The following is a 20,396-nucleotide window of genomic DNA, read 5'->3' as shown; positions in this document are numbered from 1 at the left end:
GCACGCCGGACACCACCGCGGCGCAAGCAGACGCTGCTGCGGCTGGACCCCGCGGTGCACGACGCGCTGGCCCGCTGGGCCTCCGACGAACTGCGCAGCGCGAACGCCCAGATCGAGTTCCTGTTGCGCAAGGCGCTGGCGGAGGCGGGCCGCCTGCCGGGCACGGCCCGCCCGATCCCGCGCCGGGGACGCCCGCCCAAGCCCCCGGAGCGGGAGTAGGGCATCGCACCCCCTTGACGGCGGGGCCCGGAAGCGGACGGAATCCGCTCCGGGCCCCGCCGTCGGCCGTTCCCCTCGCGCTCGCCTCCACCCACGTATAAACCCGATGTATACACACCGTGTACAGTGCTCCGCATGTCTATCGGCCACACCCTGCTGGGACTCCTGGAGTCCGGCCCCCGCCATGGCTACGACCTCAAGCGCGCGTTCGACGAGAGGTTCGGCCACGACCGCCCCCTGCACTACGGGCAGGTCTACTCGACCATGTCCCGGCTGCTGAAGCACGGCCTCGTCGAGGTCGACGGCGTCGAGAGCGGCAGCGGTCCCGAGCGCAAGCGCTACGCCATCACCGAGGCCGGGATCACCGACGTCACCACCTGGCTCGCCGAGCCGGAGAAGCCCGAGCCGTACCTCCAGTCGACGCTCTACACCAAGGTCGTCCTGGCCCTGCTCACCGGCCGCAGCGCCGAGGCCGTGCTGGACACCCAGCGGAGCGAGCACCTGCGCCTCATGCGCGCCCTCACCGAGCGCAAGCGCGGTGGCGACCTCGCGGACCAGCTGATCTGCGACCACGCGCTCTTCCACCTCGAAGCCGATCTGCACTGGCTCGAAGTCACCGCCGCCCGGCTGGACCGGCTGGCCGCGGAGGTGACCGCGTGATCCCCGATGGTTCGCTGCTCGGCGCCGACGGCCTGTACAAGTCCTACGGCTCCACCCCGGCGCTCGACGGCGCCTCCTTCTCCATCCACCCCGGCGAGATCGTCGCCGTGCTCGGCCCGTCCGGCTCCGGCAAGTCGACCCTGCTGCACTGCCTCGCCGGAATCGTCACCCCCGACCGGGGCACGATCACCTACGCGGGCCGCGAGCTCTCCGCGATGTCCGACGCCGAGCGCAGCGCCCTGCGCCGTTCCGACTTCGGCTTCGTCTTCCAGTTCGGCCAGCTCGTCCCGGAGCTGACCTGCGTGGAGAACGTCGCCCTGCCGCTCCGGCTGAACGGCGTCCCGCGCAAGACCGCCGAAGGCACCGCCCGGCACTGGCTGGAGCGCCTGGAGGTCGAGGGCGTCGCCGGCCAGCGCCCCGGTGAGGTCTCCGGCGGCCAGGGCCAGCGGGTCGCGGTCGCCCGCGCGCTGGCAGCCTCGCCGAAGGTGATCTTCGCGGACGAGCCGACCGGCGCGCTGGACTCCCTCAACGGCGAGCGGGTCATGGAGCTGCTGACCGAGGCGGCCCGGTCCGACAACGTCGCCGTGGTGCTGGTGACCCACGAGGCCCGGGTCGCCGCGTACTCCGATCGCGACATCACCGTCCGCGACGGCCGGGTCCGCGACCTGGAGCACCCGGCATGACCGCACCCGTCCACGAGAAGACCCCTGTCGGGGCCCCGCCCCGCCCCAACGGCTCCGCCTCCTGGGCCCGCGACCTCGCCCTGGGCGTCCGGTTCGCCGCCGCGGGCGGCCGCGAGGGCTGGATCCGCACCCTGCTGACCGCCGTCGGCGTCGGCCTCGGCGTGGCGCTGCTGCTCGCGGCCGCCTCCGCGCCGCACCTGATCGAGGAGCGCGCCGCGCGCAGCCAGGCGCGCTCCGAGAGCAAGGTGTCCGACTCGCCGGACGACGCGGTGAAGAAGTCGGACACCACGGTGGTCCGGGCCGGCGCGGCGACGGAGTACCGCGGCCGCGACGTCGAGGGCTTCGTGATGCGCCCGGACGGCGCCCGCCCCGCCCTCCCGCCGGGCGTGGAGCGTTTCCCCGGAGCGGGCGACATGGTGGTCTCCCCCGCACTGAAGGAGCTGCTGGGCTCCCCGGAGGGCGATCTGCTCAGGGACCGGCTGCCGTACCGGATCACCGGCACGGTCGCCGACCCGGGCCTGGTCTCCCCCGGCGAGCTGCTCTTCTACGCGGGCAGCTCCACCCTGACCATCGACAACGGCGGCTACCGGATCGCCGGTTACGGCGACCCGGAACCGGGCAAGCCGATGCCGCCGATCCTCGTCATCCTCGTCATCCTGATCTGCGTCGTCCTGCTGATGCCGGTGGCGACCTTCATCGCGACCTCGGTGCGGTTCGGCGGCGACCGGCGCGACCGCAGGCTCGCCGCGCTGCGCCTGGTCGGCGCGGACATCCGGACGACCCGCCGGATCGCGGCCGGCGAGGCGCTCTTCGGGGCGGTGCTCGGCCTGCTGGCCGGTGTGGCGTTCTTCCTGGTGGGGCGGTACTTCACGGGCACGGTCACGGTGTGGGGCGTCAGCGCCTTCCCGGCGGACCTGGTCCCGGCCCCGTTGCTCGCGGCGCTGGTCGTGGTCGCGGTGCCGGTGGCGGCGGTGCTCGTCACGCTGCTCGCCATGCGGTCGGTGGCGGTCGAGCCCCTCGGCGTCATGCGGAGCGGCCGCGGTCGCGGACGCCGGCTCTGGTGGCGGCTGCTGATCCCGGTCGCGGGTCTGGCGGTGCTGGTGCTGACCGGCAAGGTGGAAACGCACGGCGACGTGAACCCGTATCCGGTCGCGGGCGGCGCCGTGCTGGTGCTGATCGGGCTCGCCCTGCTGCTGCCCTGGCTGATCGAGGCGTGCGTGAACCGGCTGCGCGGCGGTCCGGTGTCCTGGCAGCTCGCCACCCGGCGGCTCCAGCTCAACAGCGGCCCGGCCTCCCGCGCGGTCAGCGGCATCACGGTCGCGGTGGCGGGGGCGGTGGCCCTGCAGATGCTGTTCGTGGCGGTGGGCGACGAGTTCAACCGGCTCACCGGGCAGGACACGCAACGCGCCCAGTTCTACATGTTCTCCGACGTCGCCACCGGTGACACGGCCGCCCGGACCATCGAGCAGTTCCGGGCCACCAAGGGCGTCACCGGCGTCATCGGGATGGTCGAGGCGTACGCGATGAAGCCCGGCACGTACAAGGAGGGCGACGCCCAGCCCACCACCTCGCTGATCATCGGCGACTGCCCGACCCTGCGCGAGATCGCCCGGCTCCGCTCCTGCGCGGACGGCGACGTCTTCGTCGTCCACCCCGAGGACAAGGAGTCGGCCGACTGGGTGGACCAGACGGCGCGCAAGGGCAAGCCGGTCGAGCTCAACTCCCTGGCGGGCCGGCAGCCCGGCGAGAAGTCGTTGCTGTGGACCCTGCCCGCCGACGCCCCGACCGTCGCCGCCCGCCTCGACCCGATGGGCCAGGAGCACACGGGCATCGTGGCCACGCCCGGCGCGATCGACCCGGGCACCCTGCCGCACGCCCAGACCAACGCGCAGATCCAGGTGGACCGGGGCGTGAAGGACGTCTCGGAGTACGTGCGGAACACGGCGGCCCGGCTCGATCCCGCCATGCGGGTCGTCGCCCTGACCTCGACGGTCCATGACGAGCAGTACGCCACCGTGCAGCGGGGCCTTCAGGTCGGCGGGACGGCGACGCTGGCACTGATCGCCGCCGCGATGCTGGTCTCGCAGCTGGAGCAGCTGCGGGAGCGCAAGCGCCTGCTGTCGGTGCTGGTCGCCTTCGGCACGCGGCGGTCGACGCTGGGCTGGTCGGTGCTCTGGCAGACCGCCGTCCCGGTGCTCGTCGGCCTGGTGGTCGCGGTCGTCGGCGGTGTCGGCCTGGGGGCCGTGATGATCCGCATGATCGACAAGACCGTGACCGACTGGTGGCTGTTCCTGCCGATGGCCGGGGCGGGCGCGGCGATGATCCTGCTCGTCACCCTGCTGTCGCTGCCGCCGCTGTGGCGCATGATGCGCCCGGACGGCCTGCGTACGGAGTGACGGTCGTTCCGGCTGATCAGGGGTGCGGTTCCCGGAGTCCTCGGGAACCGCACCCCTTTCGTTCTGCTCACGCTCCGCTGCCTCGTCGTCCTCTTCGTTCCGGTCCCCGTTCCGGCGCTACTCCCCCGCCGTCACCCGCACCGGAAGCGTCCCCATCGCCTCGCGCAGCGCGACCGCGAACTCCTCGAACTCCTCGCGCCGCGCCGCGCCCGTCCGCATCCCCAGCGCCACCCGGCGCGAGGGCGCGGGCTCCGCGAAGTACCCGGTGGCCAGCGCGTCGTTGCGGCTGGTCTCGACCGTCACCGCGGTACGCGGCAGCAGCGTCACCCCGAGGCCGCCGGCCACCAGCTGCACCAGCGTGGAGAGCCCGGCCGCGGACGTGGTGACCGCCGCGCCCTCCGCGCGCCCCGCCTCCCGGCATATGTCGAGCGCCTGGTCACGCAGGCAGTGCCCCTCGTCGAGCAGCAGCAGCGGCAGCTCGCGCAGCGCCTCGCGCGGAATGTCGGCGCGTCCGCCCAGCCAGTGGTCCCGCTCCATGACCAGCACGAAGTCCTCGTCGAAGAGCGGGAGTTCGCTCACCCCCGGCACCCCGAGCGGCACGGCGAGCAGCAGCAGGTCCAGCCGTCCGGAGGCCAGCCCCTCCAGCAGCGAGGAGGTCTGTTCCTCGTGCACCTGGAGGTCGAGTTCGGGATAGCGGTCGTGGACCAGGCGCAGCACGGTCGGCAGCAGATACGGGGCGACGGTGGGGATCACGCCGAGCCTGAGCACTCCGGTGAAGGGGGCCCTGACCGCCTCGGCCTCCTCCATCAGCTCGCCGACCGCTTCCAGCACCGCCCGCGCCCGGACCGCGAGCCGCTCCCCCGCCGACGAGAGCAGTACCTTGCGCGTCGTACGCTCGATGAGCTGCACGCCCAGCGTGTCCTCCAGCGCCGACACGGCCCCGGAGAGCGCCGGCTGGCTCATCCCGATGGCCGCCGCGGCGTCCCTGAAGTGCAGATGCTCCGCGACGGCCGTGAAGGCCCGCAGCTGTGACAGGCTGGGCTGCTTCGTCCGGTGCCCCTGGCCGCCATGATTACCTCGCGCCACTGATAGGCACCTCCGATCATCACGACCGATTGTAGCTATTTCCGCTATCAATGCACTCTGTGCCAAGGTGGTGATCGTCCAACCCTCAGGAACTCCCCCGACCCGGGAGTTCCACGCTGCAAGGAGAGCGCGTGCTCACTGTCGGTGACAAGTTCCCCGAGTTCGACCTGACCGCCTGTGTCTCGCTGGAGAAGGGCAAGGAGTTCGAGCAGATCGACCACAAGACCTACGAGGGCAAGTGGAAGATCGTCTTCGCGTGGCCGAAGGACTTCACCTTCGTGTGCCCCACCGAGATCGCCGCCTTCGGCAAGCTGAACGACGAGTTCGCCGACCGTGACGCCCAGGTCCTCGGCTTCTCCGGTGACTCCGAGTTCGTGCACCACGCCTGGCGCAAGGACCACCCGGACCTGACCGACCTGCCCTTCCCGATGCTGGCCGACTCGAAGCACGAGCTCATGCGCGCGCTCGGCATCGAGGGCGAGGACGGCTTCGCCCAGCGCGCCGTCTTCATCGTCGACCAGAACAACGAGATCCAGTTCACGATGGTGACCGCCGGTTCCGTGGGCCGTAACCCCAAGGAGGTCCTGCGGGTCCTCGACGCCCTGCAGACCGACGAGCTGTGCCCGTGCAACTGGTCCAAGGGCGACGACACCCTCGACCCGGTCGCGCTCCTCGCGGGCGAGTGAGCTGACAGCACCATGGCACTCGACGAACTGAAGGCCGCCGTCCCGGACTTCGCCAAGGACCTGAAGCTGAACCTCGGTTCGGTCATCGGGAACAGCGGTCTCCCGCAGCAGCAGCTGTGGGGCACCGTCCTCGCCTGCGCGATCGCCTCGCGCTCGCCGAGGGTGCTGCGCGAACTGGAGCCGGAGGCGAAGGCCAACCTCTCCGCGGAGGCGTACTCCGCCGCGAAGTCGGCCGCCGCCGTCATGGCGATGAACAACGTCTTCTACCGGACCCGACACCTGCTGTCGGACCCCGAGTACGGGACGCTGCGCGCGGGTCTGCGGATGAACGTCATCGGCAACCCCGGTGTGGAGAAGACCGACTTCGAACTGTGGTCGCTCGCCGTCTCCGCGATCAACGGCTGCGGCCAGTGCCTGGACTCCCACGAGCAGGTGCTGCGCAAGGCCGGCGTGGACCGTGAGACGATCCAGGAGGCCTTCAAGATCGCTGCGGTGATCCAGGCGGTCGGCGTGACCCTCGATGCCGAGGCCGTGCTCGCCGAGTAGGACCGGCACCGCCCCTGGCACGGGAAGAGCCCCGAGGACGACCGACCGTCCCCGGGGCTCCTCCGTGTGTCCCGCGCCGCTCCTCCTGCTGCCTCGCTTCCCGCTTTCCGCCTCGCGTTTCCCGCAAGGGGTTCCCCGGCACCGGTCGCCGCCGGTCACGGCCCGTCGGCGCCGTGCTTCCCGCCACCGCCGTTCCCGGCGTCGCCGTCCTGGCCCTCGGGCGGTGAGCCCGGCGCGGGTGTGGGAGCGATGTCCAGCGCGGTCGCCCCGCGCGGCGGCGGGGAGTGCCGCAGGGCCTCCTCCTGTCCGTAGGCGCGCAGATAGCCGACCACCGTGTTGGTGACCGCGACCAGCGGCACCGCGACGACCGCTCCCCCGATGCCCGCGACCATGCCGCCCGCCGCGACGGACAGGACGACGGCGAGCGGATGCACGCGCACCGCGCGCCCCAGGATGAACGGCTGCAGTACGTGGCCCTCGATCTGTTGCACCGCGAGCACCACGGCCAGCACCATCAGCGCCGTGAACACGCCCTCGGTGACCAGCGCCACGACCACCGCGAGCGCCCCGGAGACCACCGCGCCGACCAGCGGGATGAAGGCGAAGAGGAAGATGAACACGGCGATCGGCACCGCCATCGGCACGTCGAGGAACCAGATCCCCAGCCCGATGAAGATCGCATCGATCAGCGCCACCAGCACCGTGCCCCGCACGTAGGCGGTCAGTGTCCGCCAGGCCCGCGGCCCGGCCCCCGCGAAGCCCGGACGGGCCTGGGCGGGCACCAGCTTGAGCATCCACTGCCAGATGCGCTTCCCGTCGTACAGCAGGAAGAGCGTCGAGAACATCGCCAGCAGCGCCCCGGTCAGGAACTCCACCACCACGGTGACGCCCTGCAGCCCCGCGGAGGTGATCTCCTCGGTATTGGTGCCGATGGTGTCGCTGAGGTTCTTCGCGACATCGTTGATCTGCTGCTCGGTGACGTGGAACGGACTGTCGAGCAGCCAGTGCTTCAGTTCCTCGATCCCCGCCCGCACCTGGTCGGAGAGGGTGTCGATGTTGTCCATCACCTGCCAGACCACGAACCAGCCGACCAGGCCGATGACGACGAAGCCCAGGACCGCGGTGACCGCGGTGGCGAGACCGCGCGGCAGCCCGCGCCGCTTCAGCCAGGCGACGGTGGGCTGGAGCATCGCGGTGACGAGCAGCGCGGCGACGAACGCCAGTACCACCAGTTGCACGGTGCTGATCACCTGCGCCAGCACCCAGAGCGTGCCCGCCAGGACGAGCAGCCGCCAGCCCGCCTCGGCCGCGACCCGCATGCTCCAGGGGATCGCCGCGACCGGATCGGGCCGGGCGGCGACCGACGGGGCGTACGCGGGCGGGGGCGGCACATGGTCGGCGGGTTCGCGCCGGACCACGTCGTCCGGTACGGGCGCGCTCGTCATCGGCGGCCCGACCGGCGCAGCCTCGTCAGCCATGGCACCCTCGCCCCCCTCGATCCCGGCCGTACGCTGTTCCAATCGCTCGCCCAGCGCGGTCAGTTCGGTGCCCAGGCGGCCGAGCCACCCCGGAAGTCTCGACATGATCGTTTCTCTTCCCCCGCTCCCTCTCCCCGCCGCGCGCCGCGCTCCCGCGCCCGCCCGGCCGTCCGTCCGGACCTGACCGTACACGCGCGAAGCCCCTCACCGTAGGACGGTGAGGGGCTTCGGAAGGTTCAGACCTCGGTACCGGGGACTCAGTACCAGTGGTTGGCCTGCCAGAACGACCAGGCGCCGCAGGGGCTGCCGTAGCGGCCGTCCATGTAGCTGAGGCCCCACTTGATCTGGGTGGCCGGGTTGGTCTGCCAGTCGGCACCGGCGGAGGACATCTTCGAGCCGGGCAGCGCCTGCACGAGACCGTAGGCACCGGAGGACGGGTTGCTCGCCCGGTAGTTCCAGGTGGACTCGTGGTTCACGATGTTGCTGAAGCACTGGAACTGGTCGGCGGGCACGATCTGCCGCGCGATCGCCTGGACCTGGGCCACGGTGTACGAGCTCTGCTGGGCGAACGTGGCCGTGCTGCGCATCTCGGAACGGCTGGCGCGCTCGGCTTCCTTCGCCTTCTTCGCCTGGCGTTCCTGCTCCAGCTTCGCCTCGGCCGCCTGCTTCTTCGTCTTGGCGTCCTTGGCGGCCTGGATACGGGCCGCTTCCTCTGCGGACTTCTTCGCCGCCGCGTCGGCCGCGGACGCCTGGGCGTCGGCCTGCTGCGTGAGCGAGGCGGTCTGCACCTGGGCCTGCTGGCCGGCGGGGATGTCCGCGAGCAGCGTGGTGTCGGCTGCGGTCGCCTCGAAGTTGTTGTCGTCGGCAGCGGGAGTGCTGCCCGAGGCAACGCCTACGACGGCGCCGACGGTGGTGACCGCGGTGGCCGATGCCACTGCGAACCCCCGGACCGAGATCCGGCTCACACGGTTTCCTTCCAGCATCGCCCGCTTAGGTGACCTCGCGGGCGCAATCGTGCCCCTGGCACTGGCCTCCCTACTGCTTGGGTCACGGGAGGCACGGGCCCGGTGGGCGCCCCCGGAGGGGGAGCGCCGCGTGGTACTCGCGGGCGGCATACGGCGGACGGTTGTTGAGTTGTGTGGTGCGCGGCACCTCTGGAGGTGCGGGTGTGCCGTATGCGGGGCCTGACGGAAGCAAGACTCTGCCGGAACGTCACGCCAGGAAGCAATTCTCCGTTGCGTGTGAAAGCTCACACCTCGTTTGGAGCAAGTGATTTACGGAAATGCCACCGCAGCACGATGCCGCCCGGCTAAGCTGCTGCGCTCGCCGGGCGGCATCAACTGTGGTATCCCGTATCAGATCTGGCCTTCCTCCAGCATTTCGGTCACCAGTGCGGCGATCGGGGAACGCTCGGAACGGGTGAGCGTGACATGCGCGAAGAGCGGATGCCCCTTCAGCTTCTCGACCACGGCGACGACTCCGTCGTACCGGCCGACCCTCAGGTTGTCCCGCTGGGCCACGTCGTGCGTGAGGACCACGCGGGAATTCGTCCCGATCCGCGACAACACGGTCAGAAGGACGTTCCGTTCGAGCGACTGCGCCTCGTCGACGATCACGAAGGAGTCGTGCAGCGAGCGGCCCCGGATGTGGGTGAGCGGCAGGATCTCCAGCATCCCCCGCCCCAGCACCTCCTCGATCACCTCGCGCCCGGCGACCGCGGACAGGGTGTCGAAGACGGCCTGCGCCCAGGGACTCATCTTCTCGGCCTCGGTGCCGGGGAGATAGCCCAGTTCCTGCCCGCCGACCGCGTACAGCGGGCGAAAGACCATCACCTTCTGGTGCTGCCTGCGTTCCAGCACGGCTTCGAGACCGGCGCAGAGGGCCAGCGCCGACTTGCCGGTGCCGGCCCGGCCGCCCAGCGACACGATGCCGACGTCCTGGTCGAGGAGGAGGTCGAGCGCGATGCGCTGCTCGGCGCTGCGGCCGTGGATGCCGAAGACCTCGCGGTCGCCGCGCACCAGGCGGACGTTCCCGTCGGCGGTGACCCGGCCGAGGGCCTTGCCGCGCTCGGACTGGAGGACCAGCCCGGTGTGCACCGGCAGGTCCGCCGCCTCGGGGACGTAAAGCGTCTCCTCCCCGTAGAGCAGGTCCACCTGTTCGGCGGCCAGGGGCAGGTCCGACATGCCCGTCCAGCCGGAGTCGGTGATGGCCAGCTCGGCGCGGTACTCCTCGGCGAGGAGCCCGACCGAGGACGCCTTGATGCGCAGCGGCAGGTCCTTCGACACGACCGTGACGTCGTATCCCTCGGCCTGGAGGTTGCGCGCGACCGCGAGGATCCGTGAGTCGTTGTCGCCCAACCGGTAACCGGCGGGCAGTACGCCGGGGTCGGAGTGGTTGAGCTCGACGCGCAGCGTCCCGCCCAGGTCCCCCAGCGGGATGGGGTCGTCCAGGCGGCCGTACCGGGTCCGCAGGTCGTCCAGCCGGCGCAGGGCCTGCCGGGCGAAGTACCCCAGCTCCGGGTGGTGCCTCTTGGCCTCCAGTTCCGTGACCACCACGATCGGGAGCACGACCTCGTGCTCGTCGAACCGGGCCATGGCGTTGGGATCGGCCAGCAGGACGCTGGTGTCGAGAACGTAGGTGCGCCTGTCGGACATGCGGCGCTTTGTGCTGGTCACCACGGAAGGACGTACCCCCTCGGACGAGGTTGGGGTGGACGGCGTCGCGGAACATCCCTATGGGAGAGGACGGACCGGGCTGCGGCCCCGATGCACGGGCCGAGCGCCGGCCCTCCGCGTCGGACGCACTGTGTACGGTCCTTCGTGTGCAAAGGGCCTCCCGGGCGAGCGGACTCCATGCCGCTCACTTGGACACGACGTCCGCCTTGCCTGCGACCGGACGTCGACCTGCCAGAGGTATTCCCTCGAACACGCGAAGCCATGCCGCGCCGTGGGCGCGGGGGGGGGGCCGGGTGAGGTGTCCCGGGCATGTGACGGCCCGGTTGTGCGGTGCCGCTGTCCGGGGCATATGACGTCCTGGCAGGTGCTGTCTCCGCGAGTGCCGTCCCCCGCGGGTGATGTCCCCCGCGGTTGTGTCTCCGCGGGGTTCCGTTCCCCGCAGGCGGTGCTCCGGGCGCGGCGGTGCCCCGCGCCGTGCGGTGTCAGCCGCCGAAGCGGCGGTGGCGGGCCGCGTAGTCGCGCAGGGCGCGCAGGAAGTCGACGCGGCGGAAGGCCGGCCAGAAGACCTCGCAGAAGTAGTACTCGGAGTGGGCGCTCTGCCAGAGCATGAAGCCGGACAGCCGCTGCTCGCCGCTGGTGCGGATGACCAGGTCGGGGTCGGGCTGGCCCCGGGTGTAGAGGTGCTCGGAGATCAGGTCGGTGGAGACGATCTCCGCGAGGTCCTCGAAGGACGTGCCCCTGGCCGAGTGCTCCAGCAGCAGCGAGCGGACCGCGTCCGCGATCTCCTGGCGCCCGCCGTAGCCGACGGCGACGTTGACCAGTATTCCGTCGACGCCGAGGGTGGCCTGTTCGGCCTCCTTGAGGACGGTCTGGGTGTGCGCGGGCAGCAGGTCGAGCGTGCCGACGTGGTGGACGCGCCAGCGGCCGTCCGCCGCGAGGTCGCGCACGGTGTTCTCGATGATGCGAAGAAGCGGGGTCAGCTCGGACTCGGGCCGGTCGAAGTTGTCCGTGGACAGCAGCCAGAGAGTGACGACCTCCACATCGGTCTCGCTGCACCAGCCGAGCAGCTCCTGGATCTTGTCGGCCCCGGCCTGGTGCCCCTGCGCGGCCGTGCCGCCGGACGCCTTCGCCCAGCGCCGGTTGCCGTCGAGGATGACGCCGATGTGCTTGGGCACCTGGGTGTGGTCGAGGCGGGCCTCCACCCGGCGCGCATAGAGCCTGTACACCAGGTCGCGCAAGTTCACTGAGTTCACCTCTCGGTTCCATCCGGGCCCGCCCGCCCCATCGACCGGGGTTCGGGGTCGCCTCTCTGGGGATCGCCGCACCGCCCCGCAAAGTCCATCGCTCCGCGCGTGCCCTCGCTGTCCCCGGGACCGCAACATTACTGCGCGGGCGGCAGACGGGCCCAACCCGGCCTGTCACAAGTCCGTGATAAGGAGGGATACGTGACTGATTCTCCTCTCTTCTACCGCGCTGCCGGTTCGCGCTACGACTCCATGGAATACCGCCGCACCGGACGCAGCGGGCTCAAGCTCCCCGCCGTCTCCCTCGGCCTCTGGCACAACTTCGGCGACGACCGCACGCTCGACTCCCAGCGGGCGATCCTGCGCCGCGCCTTCGATCTCGGCGTGACCCACTTCGACCTGGCGAACAACTACGGGCCTCCGCCGGGCTCCGCCGAGCTCAATTTCGGCAAGATCTTCCGGCAGGACTTCGCCCCGTACCGGGACGAGCTGCTCGTCTCCACCAAGGCCGGTTACGAGATGCACCCCGGCCCGTACGGGGAGTGGGGCTCCCGCAAGTACCTGCTGTCGTCGCTGGACGCCTCGCTGCGACGGACGGGGCTCGACTACGTCGACATCTTCTACTCGCACCGCTTCGACCCGGACACTCCGCTGGAGGAGACGATGGGGGCGCTGGCCTCCGCGGTCCAGCAGGGCAAGGCCCTGTACGTGGGTGTCTCCTCCTACGACGCGGAGCAGACCGCCGAGGCCGCCCGGCTGCTGAGGGAGATGGGCGTACCGGCCCTGATCCACCAGCCGTCCTACTCGATGATCAACCGCTGGATCGAGAACGACGGGCTGCTCGACACCCTGGAGGCGGCCGGTATGGGCTGCATCTCCTTCGTGCCGCTGGCCCAGGGCCTGCTCACGAACAAGTACCTGGCGGGCATCCCGGAAGGCTCGCGCGCGACCCAGGGCAAGTCGCTGGATCCCGGGCTGCTCTCCGAGGAGGTGGTCCGCCGGCTGAACGGGCTGAACGACATCGCGGCCCGGCGCGGCCAGTCGCTGGCCCAGCTGGCGCTGACCTGGGTGCTGCGGGACGGCCGCATGACCTCGGCGCTGATCGGTGCGTCGAACGTGCGGCAGCTGGAGGAGAACGTCGCGGCGCTCGCCGGTCCGCCGCTGTCCGCCGAGGAGCTGCGGGAGATCGACGCCTTCGCCGTGGACACCGAGGGCACCAACATCTGGGCCGGACGCGGCTGACGGACGGGGCCGGGGACGGGTGCGGAGACCGGGCGTCTCCCGGTCCCGGTCCTGCGTGGGGCCGGGGCGGAGCCGGGGACGGGGGCGGGGCCGAACCCGGGACGGAGGCGGATTGCCTTCGGGGTGCGGCCTTGACGATCCGCGTTGACGGCCCCGTCCGGGAGGGTGGCCCGGCCGGATGGGCGGGCGTCCTTCCCCGGGGCAGGCGGGCTGTCTTCCCGCCGGACGGGAGCGGCGCGGAGGGCCGTGGCACAGGGCTCGGCGCGGATACGGCGCCTGGACACCGAGCCCGGATCCGGCGCAAAAAACGGGCCGGTCCGTGGGGGGGGTTACGGACCGGCCCGAGGGGGGGTTTCCACCATAACCCTTCGTAAGTGGTGCTGCGTGCCACGCCACTCCGCAATTACTCTGCGAACTCGCAGGACTCCGATGCGCTCCCGGCCGCGGAGCGGCGCGTCACGGGGCCGGGAGGGTTCAGAGCCTGTCGGGTGACCTCTGACCAGGCGGCCACGCCCTGGCACGCACTCCCCCAAGGCCTTAAGGGCCAGGGGGACCCCCTCCGGCGTTGCCGGAATGCCCTCGTAGCTCCACTACGAAGACATCCCGGCGCCTTGGAATCGCACGCACCATGCCGCGTCCACTTTCCGATCGAAGGTCACCCGACACGCTCTCAGGCGGTGGCCGGTGCGCCGCGGTGGTCGCGGCTGAAACGGACCGCCAGGGTCTCGCCGCCGATGACGACGAAACGCCCGTCCTCGCACCGGATGACGGCCTCGCACACCTCGCCCCGCTCGTCCCTGCGTTCCTCGGTACGGGTGACGGTCCAGCCGCCTTCGGGGGGCCGCGGCAAGTTCGGCACGGCGGCGAACTCCCACTGCCCGGACGGCACGCACCAGCTGGGCAGCCGCGGCCACGAACCGGGACCGACCCGCAGGGTCCAGTCGGAGGCGCAGGTCAGCAGCACCGATTGCCCGTCGGCCAGCAGGAACTCGACGGCCTCGGGCTCCCCCATCAGACCCTCCGGCCGGTAGCGGACGCCGTACACCCCGACGATGCGCGCTCCCCTGAGCCAGTCCGCCCTGCCCTGCCGCGGTACCCGCGGCGCTCCCTGTTCGTCGCCCGTCCTCATGGCCAGTTCCCTCCCACGTACTCTCCGTACAGGGTCGCACCCCTGTCCGTGAGCAGAGACCGCGGCCTACCCGGGTTTGCGTGCCTCGATCAGGTACCGGGTGGTGTGGGCGACGAACGGACCCTCGGTCTCGATCCGGTGGTGCAGTTCGGCGAGTCGCGGGCGGTACTCCTCGACGGTGAAGCCCGGCACCATCCAGATCACCTTCCGCAGGAAGTAGACGACGGCGCCGATGTCGAAGAACTCGGTACGCAGCTTCTCCATCCGCAGATCGACGACGTCGAGCCCGGCCGCCTCGGCCTCGGCCCGGGCCTGTTCCGGGTCGCGGGCGCCGCGCACCTCGGGCGGCTGCGGGCCGAGGAAGTACTCGACCAGTTCGAAGACGCTGGCCGGGCCGACCTGCTGCGAGAAGTACGTGCCCCCGGGCGCGAGCACCCGTGCGATCTCCGGCCACCAGGTGGTCACCGGATGTCGGCTGACCACCAGGTCGAAGGCGCCGTCCCCGAACGGCAGCGGCGGCTCGTCCGGGTCGGCGACCACGGCCACGCCGAGCGGGTGCAGCAGGGCGGTGGCGCGGGCGACGTTCGGCGACCACGCCTCGGTGGCCACGACGAGGGGCGGCAACCTCGGTACGGAGGCGAGGACCTCGCCCCCGCCGGTCTGGATGTCGAGCGCCGCCCCGGCGCGGCCCATCCGGTCGGCCATGGCGCGGGCGTAACCCCAGGAGGGGCGCTGTTCGGTGGCCCGGCCGTCGAGCCAGGAGAAGTCCCAGCCGTCGACGGGGGCGGTGGCCGCCTCGTCGACGAGGGCGTCGAAGCGTGCGCGTTCCGACGCCGCTCGCGCCCCCGTCGCCTCTGCCGTCGCTCCTGTCGCTTCGGCTCCCGGTCCTGGCTCTGGTCGTGGTGTTTCTGCGGGTGTCCCGGACATACAGGGATCGTGCCAGCCGGGGCACGGCGGGCGCGACCGCGATTCGGCGGGCAGGGTCAGGCGGCCAGGCCGCCGAGGAGGACGCCGATCAGCGCGCCCGTGATCATGAAGGGGCCGAACGGGATACCCGTCTTGCGCCCGGCCCGCTTCAGGACCATCAGCCCGAACCCGTACAACGCGCCGAGCAGGAAGCCCGCGAAGCCGCCGACGAACAGGACCGTCCAGCCGTACCAGCCGAGGGCCACGCCCAGGGACAGGGCGAGCTTGACGTCCCCGAAGCCCATTCCGTTCGGGTTGATCAGGAAGAGCAGGAAGTAGAAGCCGCCGAGAGCCGCCCCGCCGAGAAGGCCGGACACCCAGTTCCCGGCGTGCGCCGGAAGCAGCGCGGCGACGCCGAGCAGCGCGGTGACCGCTCCGGCGGCGGGCAGGGTCAGCTGGTCGGGGAGCCGGTGGACCCGGCGGTCGATGGCCGCGAGGAGCACGCCGACGGGGGCCAGCAGCAGCCACACGGCGAGCTCGGGGCGGGGGCCGACGGCCGCCGCGAGGACGGCACAGGCGAGGGCGGTGACCAGGGGCACGAGCACACCGGCCGCGTAACGGCCCCCGGGCCGCACGGCGTCCGCGTCCTTCGGCACGTCGCCCGGGTCCGGATCCGCGTCCTTCGGCCCGGCGGCCGTGCCCTCCGCAGCGTCGGCCGGCTCGCCCGTACCGCCGCCCGCGGCTCCGGACCCGGCGGCCGTGGCGGTCGTCACCGGCACCGCCCCCGCGCAGGCGGCACACCGCGCGGAGCCGAGCCAGCCGCCGAAAGCCCCGGTCAGGGCATGGCCCGCAGGGCAGGTGTCGCGCCAGGTCTCCTCCGGTTCGACGGAGAACCGGTAGGCGGCGCGCGGGACCAGCAGCCCCGACGCCGCTCCCCAGAGTGCGGCGAGCGCTGTCAGCATGGCGTACACGTTGCCGACCCTAGGCGGGCGCCGGACACGGGTCATGGGCCCTGGGGCCCACCTCGTACCGTTCCGGACCCAGCGGCCGTCACCGGACGCTACCGTCGTGGCCATGGCTCAATGGCGCAATGGCAACGGCACGTTGACGGTCACCGACGCACGGGAAGGGCAGGGGCCGAGAGCACCGGAGACACCAGCGATACCGCTGCGGGTCGCGGCCACGTACCGGACCAGGAGCCGGGGGCTGCTCGGACAGGACGGGATCGACGGCGCCCTGCTGATCACCCCGTGCGGGAGCGTGCACACCTTCGGGATGCGGTTCACCATCGATGTGGCGTACGTGGACCGGAAGTTCAACGTGATAGCCGTCCGCACGATGAAGCCGGGCCGGCTCGGGCTGCCCCGGCTGCGGGCCCGGCACGTGATCGAGTCGGAGGCGGGGGCGATGGAGTCGTGGGGGCTGCGGCCGGGGACGCGGGTGAGCATCGTCCAGGAGGAGACGGACCGGTCGCGCCAGGGCGTGTTTCGAAAGTAGCGTCGTCGGCCCGAAGGGCGGGGCCCGCGGCGTCCGGTGCGGTGCATCGCAAGGCGGAGGGTCGCCCTCGTACGGAGCGTACGTGGACGATCCCGACAACGTGGCGAGGCGCCGTGCCAGGCGTCGCGGGCCGGACGGGACTTTCGCAACACGCCCTAGCCGCGCACGAAGGGCGGTGGGTACGTACCGGGCGCGGTGGCCGCGTACACAAGCCGGAAGTGGCGGAGCGGGCGGGAACGTTCGCGAACGACCTGGACCGACCTCCGCCACCCGTCCCGCACTTCCCGCCCCGGCCCTCCCCGCGCCGCTGCCCCGCTCTGACCCGTATCCCTCGCGGGCGGTGCGGGGCATCGGCCGTTGGGCCCGAGTTTGGGGCCAAGGGCCCAGGTCACCCGGTTCGTACGTCCGTACGCTCACGTCCACACCCGCATGCACAACCGCGGGTACGGGCAAGGCATGTGGGCGTCGGAGAGGAAGAACCGTGACGGGTGGCGGGGGCTGGGGAAGCGGTAGCGCGGGCCACATACCACCGGGGGGCGGAGGTGGTGCCTCCGGTGCGGGCAGCGGCGTCTTCTTCGCCCTGACCCGCAGCTGGGCCGCCGGCGCCCTGGTCTACATCGCCGCCGGATACCTGGTCTCGCGCGGGCTCGTCGAACTGCTCGCCACCGAGGAGCGGCTCGCCTCGTTCGGCTGGCGCCTCGGCCTGCTGCACGTGCCGAACGTCATCACCACGGTGCTCACGGTCCTCGCCTCAGTCCGTGTGCTCCCGTACGAGCGGCGCGAATCCCGGGTGCTGACGCTGCTCGCCGCGCTGGGTGTCCCGGTGGCCGCGGTCGTCTACGGACTCGCCGTCTCCTGGCATCTCGTGGACTTCGAGGGCACGTTGATGCCGGTCGTCACACTGGCGACCGGCTCCGCCGCGGGACTGGCCGTGCACCGGCTGCTGGAGGACCGCGAGGACCAGGAGTCGCCCACCTCCTACCCGTACTCCTGGCGGGACAGCGGGGCCACCGCGATGGAGTACCTCGGGGTGATCGTCCTCGTCGTCACGATGATCGGCGCGATGGCCGTGGCGGGCATCGGCGGACAGATCGGCGAGCGCATCCTCTGCGTGATCAGCTCGATGGGCGGCGGCGGTGGCAGCTGCTCCTCGGGCGGCGGCGGCGACACCACCGCGAAGCCGAAGACGGACGCCGACTACGAGCCCAGGATGTGCCAGGTCTCCAGCATCTCCGACACGGTCGGCGGCAAGGTCAAGATCGGCTGGTTCGAGTGGGGCAACGAGTACGGCTTCCAGCAGAAGGTCAGCCAGGCCAACACGGACGTGAACGGCGACGGCAAGGTCGACGACAACGACAAGCTGGTCTACATGACGTTCACGGACGCCATGTCCGCCGGAGCCACCGCCAGCACGCCCGGCGCCAAGCTCGGCAAGCTGGGCAAGGCGGACGTGGACGTCGGCGGCGGCATCAAGATCACCAACGGTGACACCTGGGTCTTCAAGAGCGAGGAAGAGGCCCAGAAGATGCGCGACGACATCGAAGAGATGAAGATGTGGGAGACCTCCACCAAGTACAGCGGTGGCTACGGCGGTGGCTGGTACTCCGGCATGAAGTGGGCCGACAAGAAGAAGGACGTCGAGAAGAAGATCGGCGACAAGAAGATCTCGTACTCGACGATCGGCCTCAACGCGTACGCCGACGGCGGTCTCTCCATCAGCTCGGGCGACGAGACCAGGCTGGGCGCCAAGCTCGGCGGCAAGGCCAAGTTCTCCCCCGAGGTGACCATCACCAAGGACGACGTCAACGGCAACGAGTCGTACACGTACACCGCCAAGCTCGAACTGGAGGGCAAGGTCAGCGGCACGGTCGGCCCGTACGGCGGCGCCGCCTCCGCGAAGGACAGCCGGACCGGGGCGATCACCGTCACCCGCGACCAGAAGACCGGCAAGATCGTCCGCATCGACATGACCCAGACCCATGAGGGCGGTTCGACGGCCAACAAGGGCGACATCAGCGGCGACAACGGCAAGAAGGACGGCGACAAGCGCGGCGGCAAGGTCAGCGGCGGCGACTCCTCCGGCGACACCGGCATCGAGGTGACGACGAACTCGATCATCTTCGGCAAGGACACCGACCAGGCCACCGAGGACAAGCGGGCCATCGCGGAGCAGTGGCTGGACGGCTCCGGCAACAACACCGCCCCGTTCGAGTACTTGTTCGGCGACCACTCCATGCAGCAGAAGCCGGCCGGAACCGACCCGTTCAAGCAGCTGATGTTCCAGGACGGCCTGTCGAGCACGATGAAGTACCACGGTCAGTCGGATGCCCAGGAGTTCGGCTTCGAGGTGTCGCTCGGCATGAGCCTCGGGTTCTCGATGTCGGACGAGCACAAGAAGGAGACCCTGACGGACGCGGAGTTCCTCGGGGCCCCGAACGGCGACAAGCGCTCCTACCTCCCGTACAGCTACTGCGCGAAGTAGCGCGGAACCGCTGGACGAGGGAGCACGGCCGTGCCGGCGCGGGTCGCCGGCACGGGTGGCCAAAGAGGCGGCCGTACCTGTAGCTGTAGTGCCGGGAAGGGCGCGGGTGCCACGAGAGGCGCCGGCGGCCGGTAAGGGCACCGGCCACGGGTACGGCCGCCCGTTCGACGGACGGCGCACGGAAATCACGCACGACGAAGAGGCGATGGACGATGACGACGACGATGAAGATGTCCCGGGCAATCGGCGCGGTCACCGCCGCCGCCATCGGTCTCACCCTGCTCACGGGCTGCGGCGACGAGGCCGCTTCCGTCCCGGAGGGCTGGGGCACACTGGATACGAAGAGCCTGTCCGTCGGGTACCCCGAGAAGAAGGGGTACAAGGAGCAGCCCGCCGCCGAGCGCGCGAAGGCGAACGCCGCCGTGGCGCTCAAGGAGGAGGGCGGGCTGCGCACCGGCATGGTCTCCGTGCAGCTCGACTTCGCCACGGGCGTGGACGACGCTGCTGAGGCGGCGGCCGCCGCGGGTGCGGGCATCGGCCTCGGGGCGACCCGCAAGGAGACCTCGGACGTGCGGCTCACGGGGGCGGAGAGCGCCCGGGACGCCCGAAGGATCGACTACGAGTTCACGTCGAGCGGCAAGGACCGGACCCCGGCGCAGGGCACGCCGATGACGGGCGTCGTGATCGCGGGTGTCGATTCGAAGCACGTGCCGTTCGCCGTGCGGATCAACGCGGTCAAGGGCTCGCTGAGCCGGCAGGACCTCGACGCGTTCGTCGAGTCGATCACGGTCAAGTAGCGTCGGGCGGACACGCGGCGGCGTCCGTGGAGCAGTCCGGCCGCGTAACGGCGCGCTCAACAGCAGCGCACTCAGCAGCAGCGCACTCACGGAGTCGAGTCGACGGATCAGGCGCACCCGGTCGAGTCGACGGATCAGGGGCACTCGTTCATGCAGATCCTGCCCGGGGGCACGGCCACCTTCCTGCTTCTGTTCGGCCTGCTCCTCGGCGCGTTCGCCGTCCGGTCCGCGCTGCGGCTGCGCCGGGTGCTGCGGCTGATCCGGCACGGTGAGCGCGTCGAGGGGCGGTGCGCGGACCGCCGTACGGTCGACCGGGGCCCGGGCTCGGACCGCGGCTACGCCGTCGAGTACGTCTTCGCGTTCCGGACCCGCGACGGCCGCGAGATCGAGTTCACCGACCACGCCCCGGGGCCGTTCGGCTTCGAGGTCGGGGCGCCCGTCCGGGTCAGCTACGACCCGGCCGACCCGGCGAAGCACGCCACGGTGGCCGGGCCGGGGGCATGGGGCCCGGTGGTGATGCCCGCGCTGTTCGCGCTCATGCTGGGGGTGTTCGCGGCGGGGCTGCTGGCGGGCTTCGCGGCGATGCGGGGCTGGCTCTGAGGGCGTAGCGGCCCGCGGGGACGCGGGTCGGTGGCGGTCTGCGGTCGCGGGTCGGTGGCGGTCTGCGGCC

19 protein-coding genes are annotated in these 20,396 nt (G+C 71.4%); 11 read left to right on the top strand and 8 right to left on the bottom strand.

Features of this window, described 5'->3' with window-relative positions:
* Positions 1 to 54: 54 nt before the first annotated feature.
* The 4 genes from ACFYXM_RS04145 to ACFYXM_RS04130 all read left to right on the top strand — a co-directional run bounded on the left by ACFYXM_RS04145 (position 55) and on the right by ACFYXM_RS04130 (position 3,958).
* Complete coding sequence (locus ACFYXM_RS04145; protein WP_389286672.1) at positions 55 to 219, top strand: hypothetical protein; 165 nt, start codon at positions 55 to 57, stop codon at positions 217 to 219.
* Positions 220 to 354: 135 nt separating this feature from the next.
* Positions 355 to 879 carry a PadR family transcriptional regulator gene (locus tag ACFYXM_RS04140; protein WP_389286670.1) on the top strand — a complete coding sequence of 175 codons (525 nt, stop codon included), beginning with the start codon at positions 355 to 357 and terminating at the stop codon, positions 877 to 879.
* Positions 876 to 1,562 (top strand): ABC transporter ATP-binding protein, encoded by a 687-nt coding sequence (locus tag ACFYXM_RS04135; RefSeq protein ID WP_389286668.1) that lies wholly within the window; start codon positions 876 to 878, stop codon positions 1,560 to 1,562. The genes ACFYXM_RS04140 and ACFYXM_RS04135 overlap by 4 nt, the downstream gene beginning before the upstream one ends.
* Positions 1,559 to 3,958, top strand: a complete 2,400-nt coding sequence (locus ACFYXM_RS04130; RefSeq protein ID WP_389286666.1) for an FtsX-like permease family protein — start codon at positions 1,559 to 1,561, stop codon at positions 3,956 to 3,958. Before ACFYXM_RS04135 ends, ACFYXM_RS04130 begins: the two co-directional genes overlap by 4 nt.
* Before the next feature lie 117 nt (positions 3,959 to 4,075).
* Here ACFYXM_RS04130 and ACFYXM_RS04125 read toward each other — a convergent pair whose 3' ends face one another.
* Entirely contained in the window at positions 4,076 to 5,044 is a 969-nt protein-coding gene (locus ACFYXM_RS04125) for a hydrogen peroxide-inducible genes activator (RefSeq protein ID WP_389286665.1), read from the bottom strand.
* Between the two features lie 131 nt (positions 5,045 to 5,175).
* Between ACFYXM_RS04125 and ACFYXM_RS04120 the strand changes: the two genes are divergently transcribed.
* Complete coding sequence (locus tag ACFYXM_RS04120) at positions 5,176 to 5,730, top strand: peroxiredoxin (RefSeq protein ID WP_389286663.1); 555 nt, start codon at positions 5,176 to 5,178, stop codon at positions 5,728 to 5,730.
* 12 nt (positions 5,731 to 5,742) lie between these two features.
* Complete coding sequence (locus ACFYXM_RS04115; protein WP_389286661.1) at positions 5,743 to 6,276, top strand: alkyl hydroperoxide reductase; 534 nt, start codon at positions 5,743 to 5,745, stop codon at positions 6,274 to 6,276.
* Positions 6,277 to 6,431: 155 nt separating this feature from the next.
* Here ACFYXM_RS04115 and ACFYXM_RS04110 read toward each other — a convergent pair whose 3' ends face one another.
* From ACFYXM_RS04110 to ACFYXM_RS04095, 4 genes are all read right to left on the bottom strand, one after another.
* Positions 6,432 to 7,859, bottom strand: a complete 1,428-nt coding sequence (locus ACFYXM_RS04110) for an AI-2E family transporter (RefSeq protein WP_389286659.1) — start codon at positions 7,857 to 7,859, stop codon at positions 6,432 to 6,434.
* A 152-nt stretch (positions 7,860 to 8,011) separates the two neighbouring features.
* Positions 8,012 to 8,719, bottom strand: a complete 708-nt coding sequence (locus ACFYXM_RS04105) for a lytic transglycosylase domain-containing protein (RefSeq protein WP_389286657.1) — start codon at positions 8,717 to 8,719, stop codon at positions 8,012 to 8,014.
* A 390-nt stretch (positions 8,720 to 9,109) separates the two neighbouring features.
* The gene (locus ACFYXM_RS04100; RefSeq protein WP_389286655.1) at positions 9,110 to 10,432 is read right to left on the bottom strand and encodes a PhoH family protein; all 1,323 of its coding nucleotides are present in this window, start codon (positions 10,430 to 10,432) and stop codon (positions 9,110 to 9,112) included.
* A gap of 479 nt (positions 10,433 to 10,911) precedes the next feature.
* Positions 10,912 to 11,673, bottom strand: a complete 762-nt coding sequence (locus ACFYXM_RS04095; RefSeq protein ID WP_389287165.1) for an isoprenyl transferase — start codon at positions 11,671 to 11,673, stop codon at positions 10,912 to 10,914.
* Between the two features lie 201 nt (positions 11,674 to 11,874).
* Here ACFYXM_RS04095 and mgrA point away from each other — a divergent pair, with 201 nt between their 5' ends.
* Positions 11,875 to 12,915, top strand: coding sequence for an L-glyceraldehyde 3-phosphate reductase (gene mgrA / locus ACFYXM_RS04090; RefSeq protein ID WP_389286654.1), 1,041 nt, complete (start codon positions 11,875 to 11,877; stop codon positions 12,913 to 12,915).
* A 670-nt stretch (positions 12,916 to 13,585) separates the two neighbouring features.
* Here the strand turns inward: mgrA and ACFYXM_RS04085 are convergent.
* The 3 genes from ACFYXM_RS04085 to ACFYXM_RS04075 all read right to left on the bottom strand — a co-directional run bounded on the left by ACFYXM_RS04085 (position 13,586) and on the right by ACFYXM_RS04075 (position 15,921).
* Entirely contained in the window at positions 13,586 to 14,044 is a 459-nt protein-coding gene (locus tag ACFYXM_RS04085) for a hypothetical protein (protein ID WP_389286652.1), read from the bottom strand.
* A gap of 66 nt (positions 14,045 to 14,110) precedes the next feature.
* Positions 14,111 to 14,971: a class I SAM-dependent methyltransferase gene (locus tag ACFYXM_RS04080; protein WP_389286650.1), complete on the bottom strand. Its 861-nt coding sequence runs from the start codon at positions 14,969 to 14,971 to the stop codon at positions 14,111 to 14,113.
* Positions 14,972 to 15,027: 56 nt separating this feature from the next.
* On the bottom strand, positions 15,028 to 15,921 hold the full coding sequence (locus tag ACFYXM_RS04075; protein WP_389286648.1) for a prepilin peptidase: 894 nt from the start codon (positions 15,919 to 15,921) through the stop codon (positions 15,028 to 15,030).
* 103 nt (positions 15,922 to 16,024) lie between these two features.
* Here ACFYXM_RS04075 and ACFYXM_RS04070 point away from each other — a divergent pair, with 103 nt between their 5' ends.
* The 4 genes from ACFYXM_RS04070 (at position 16,025) to ACFYXM_RS04055 (ending at position 20,326) form a co-directional block, all read left to right on the top strand.
* A complete protein-coding gene (locus tag ACFYXM_RS04070) occupies positions 16,025 to 16,447 on the top strand; it encodes a DUF192 domain-containing protein (RefSeq protein WP_389286646.1) in 423 nt (140 codons plus the stop codon).
* Positions 16,448 to 16,928: 481 nt separating this feature from the next.
* The gene (locus ACFYXM_RS04065; protein WP_389286644.1) at positions 16,929 to 18,929 is read left to right on the top strand and encodes a hypothetical protein; all 2,001 of its coding nucleotides are present in this window, start codon (positions 16,929 to 16,931) and stop codon (positions 18,927 to 18,929) included.
* 212 nt (positions 18,930 to 19,141) lie between these two features.
* Positions 19,142 to 19,726, top strand: a complete 585-nt coding sequence (locus tag ACFYXM_RS04060) for a hypothetical protein (protein WP_389286643.1) — start codon at positions 19,142 to 19,144, stop codon at positions 19,724 to 19,726.
* A gap of 150 nt (positions 19,727 to 19,876) precedes the next feature.
* On the top strand, positions 19,877 to 20,326 hold the full coding sequence (locus ACFYXM_RS04055) for a DUF3592 domain-containing protein (protein WP_389286642.1): 450 nt from the start codon (positions 19,877 to 19,879) through the stop codon (positions 20,324 to 20,326).
* Positions 20,327 to 20,396: the final 70 nt, after the last annotated feature.

The sequence above is a fragment of the Streptomyces sp. NPDC002476 genome, assembly GCF_042889785.1.
Lineage (GTDB): Bacteria > Actinomycetota > Actinomycetes > Streptomycetales > Streptomycetaceae > Streptomyces.
The sequence above is the reverse complement of the archived record's forward strand: the minus strand, read 5'-3'. Positions and strand labels throughout refer to the sequence as shown.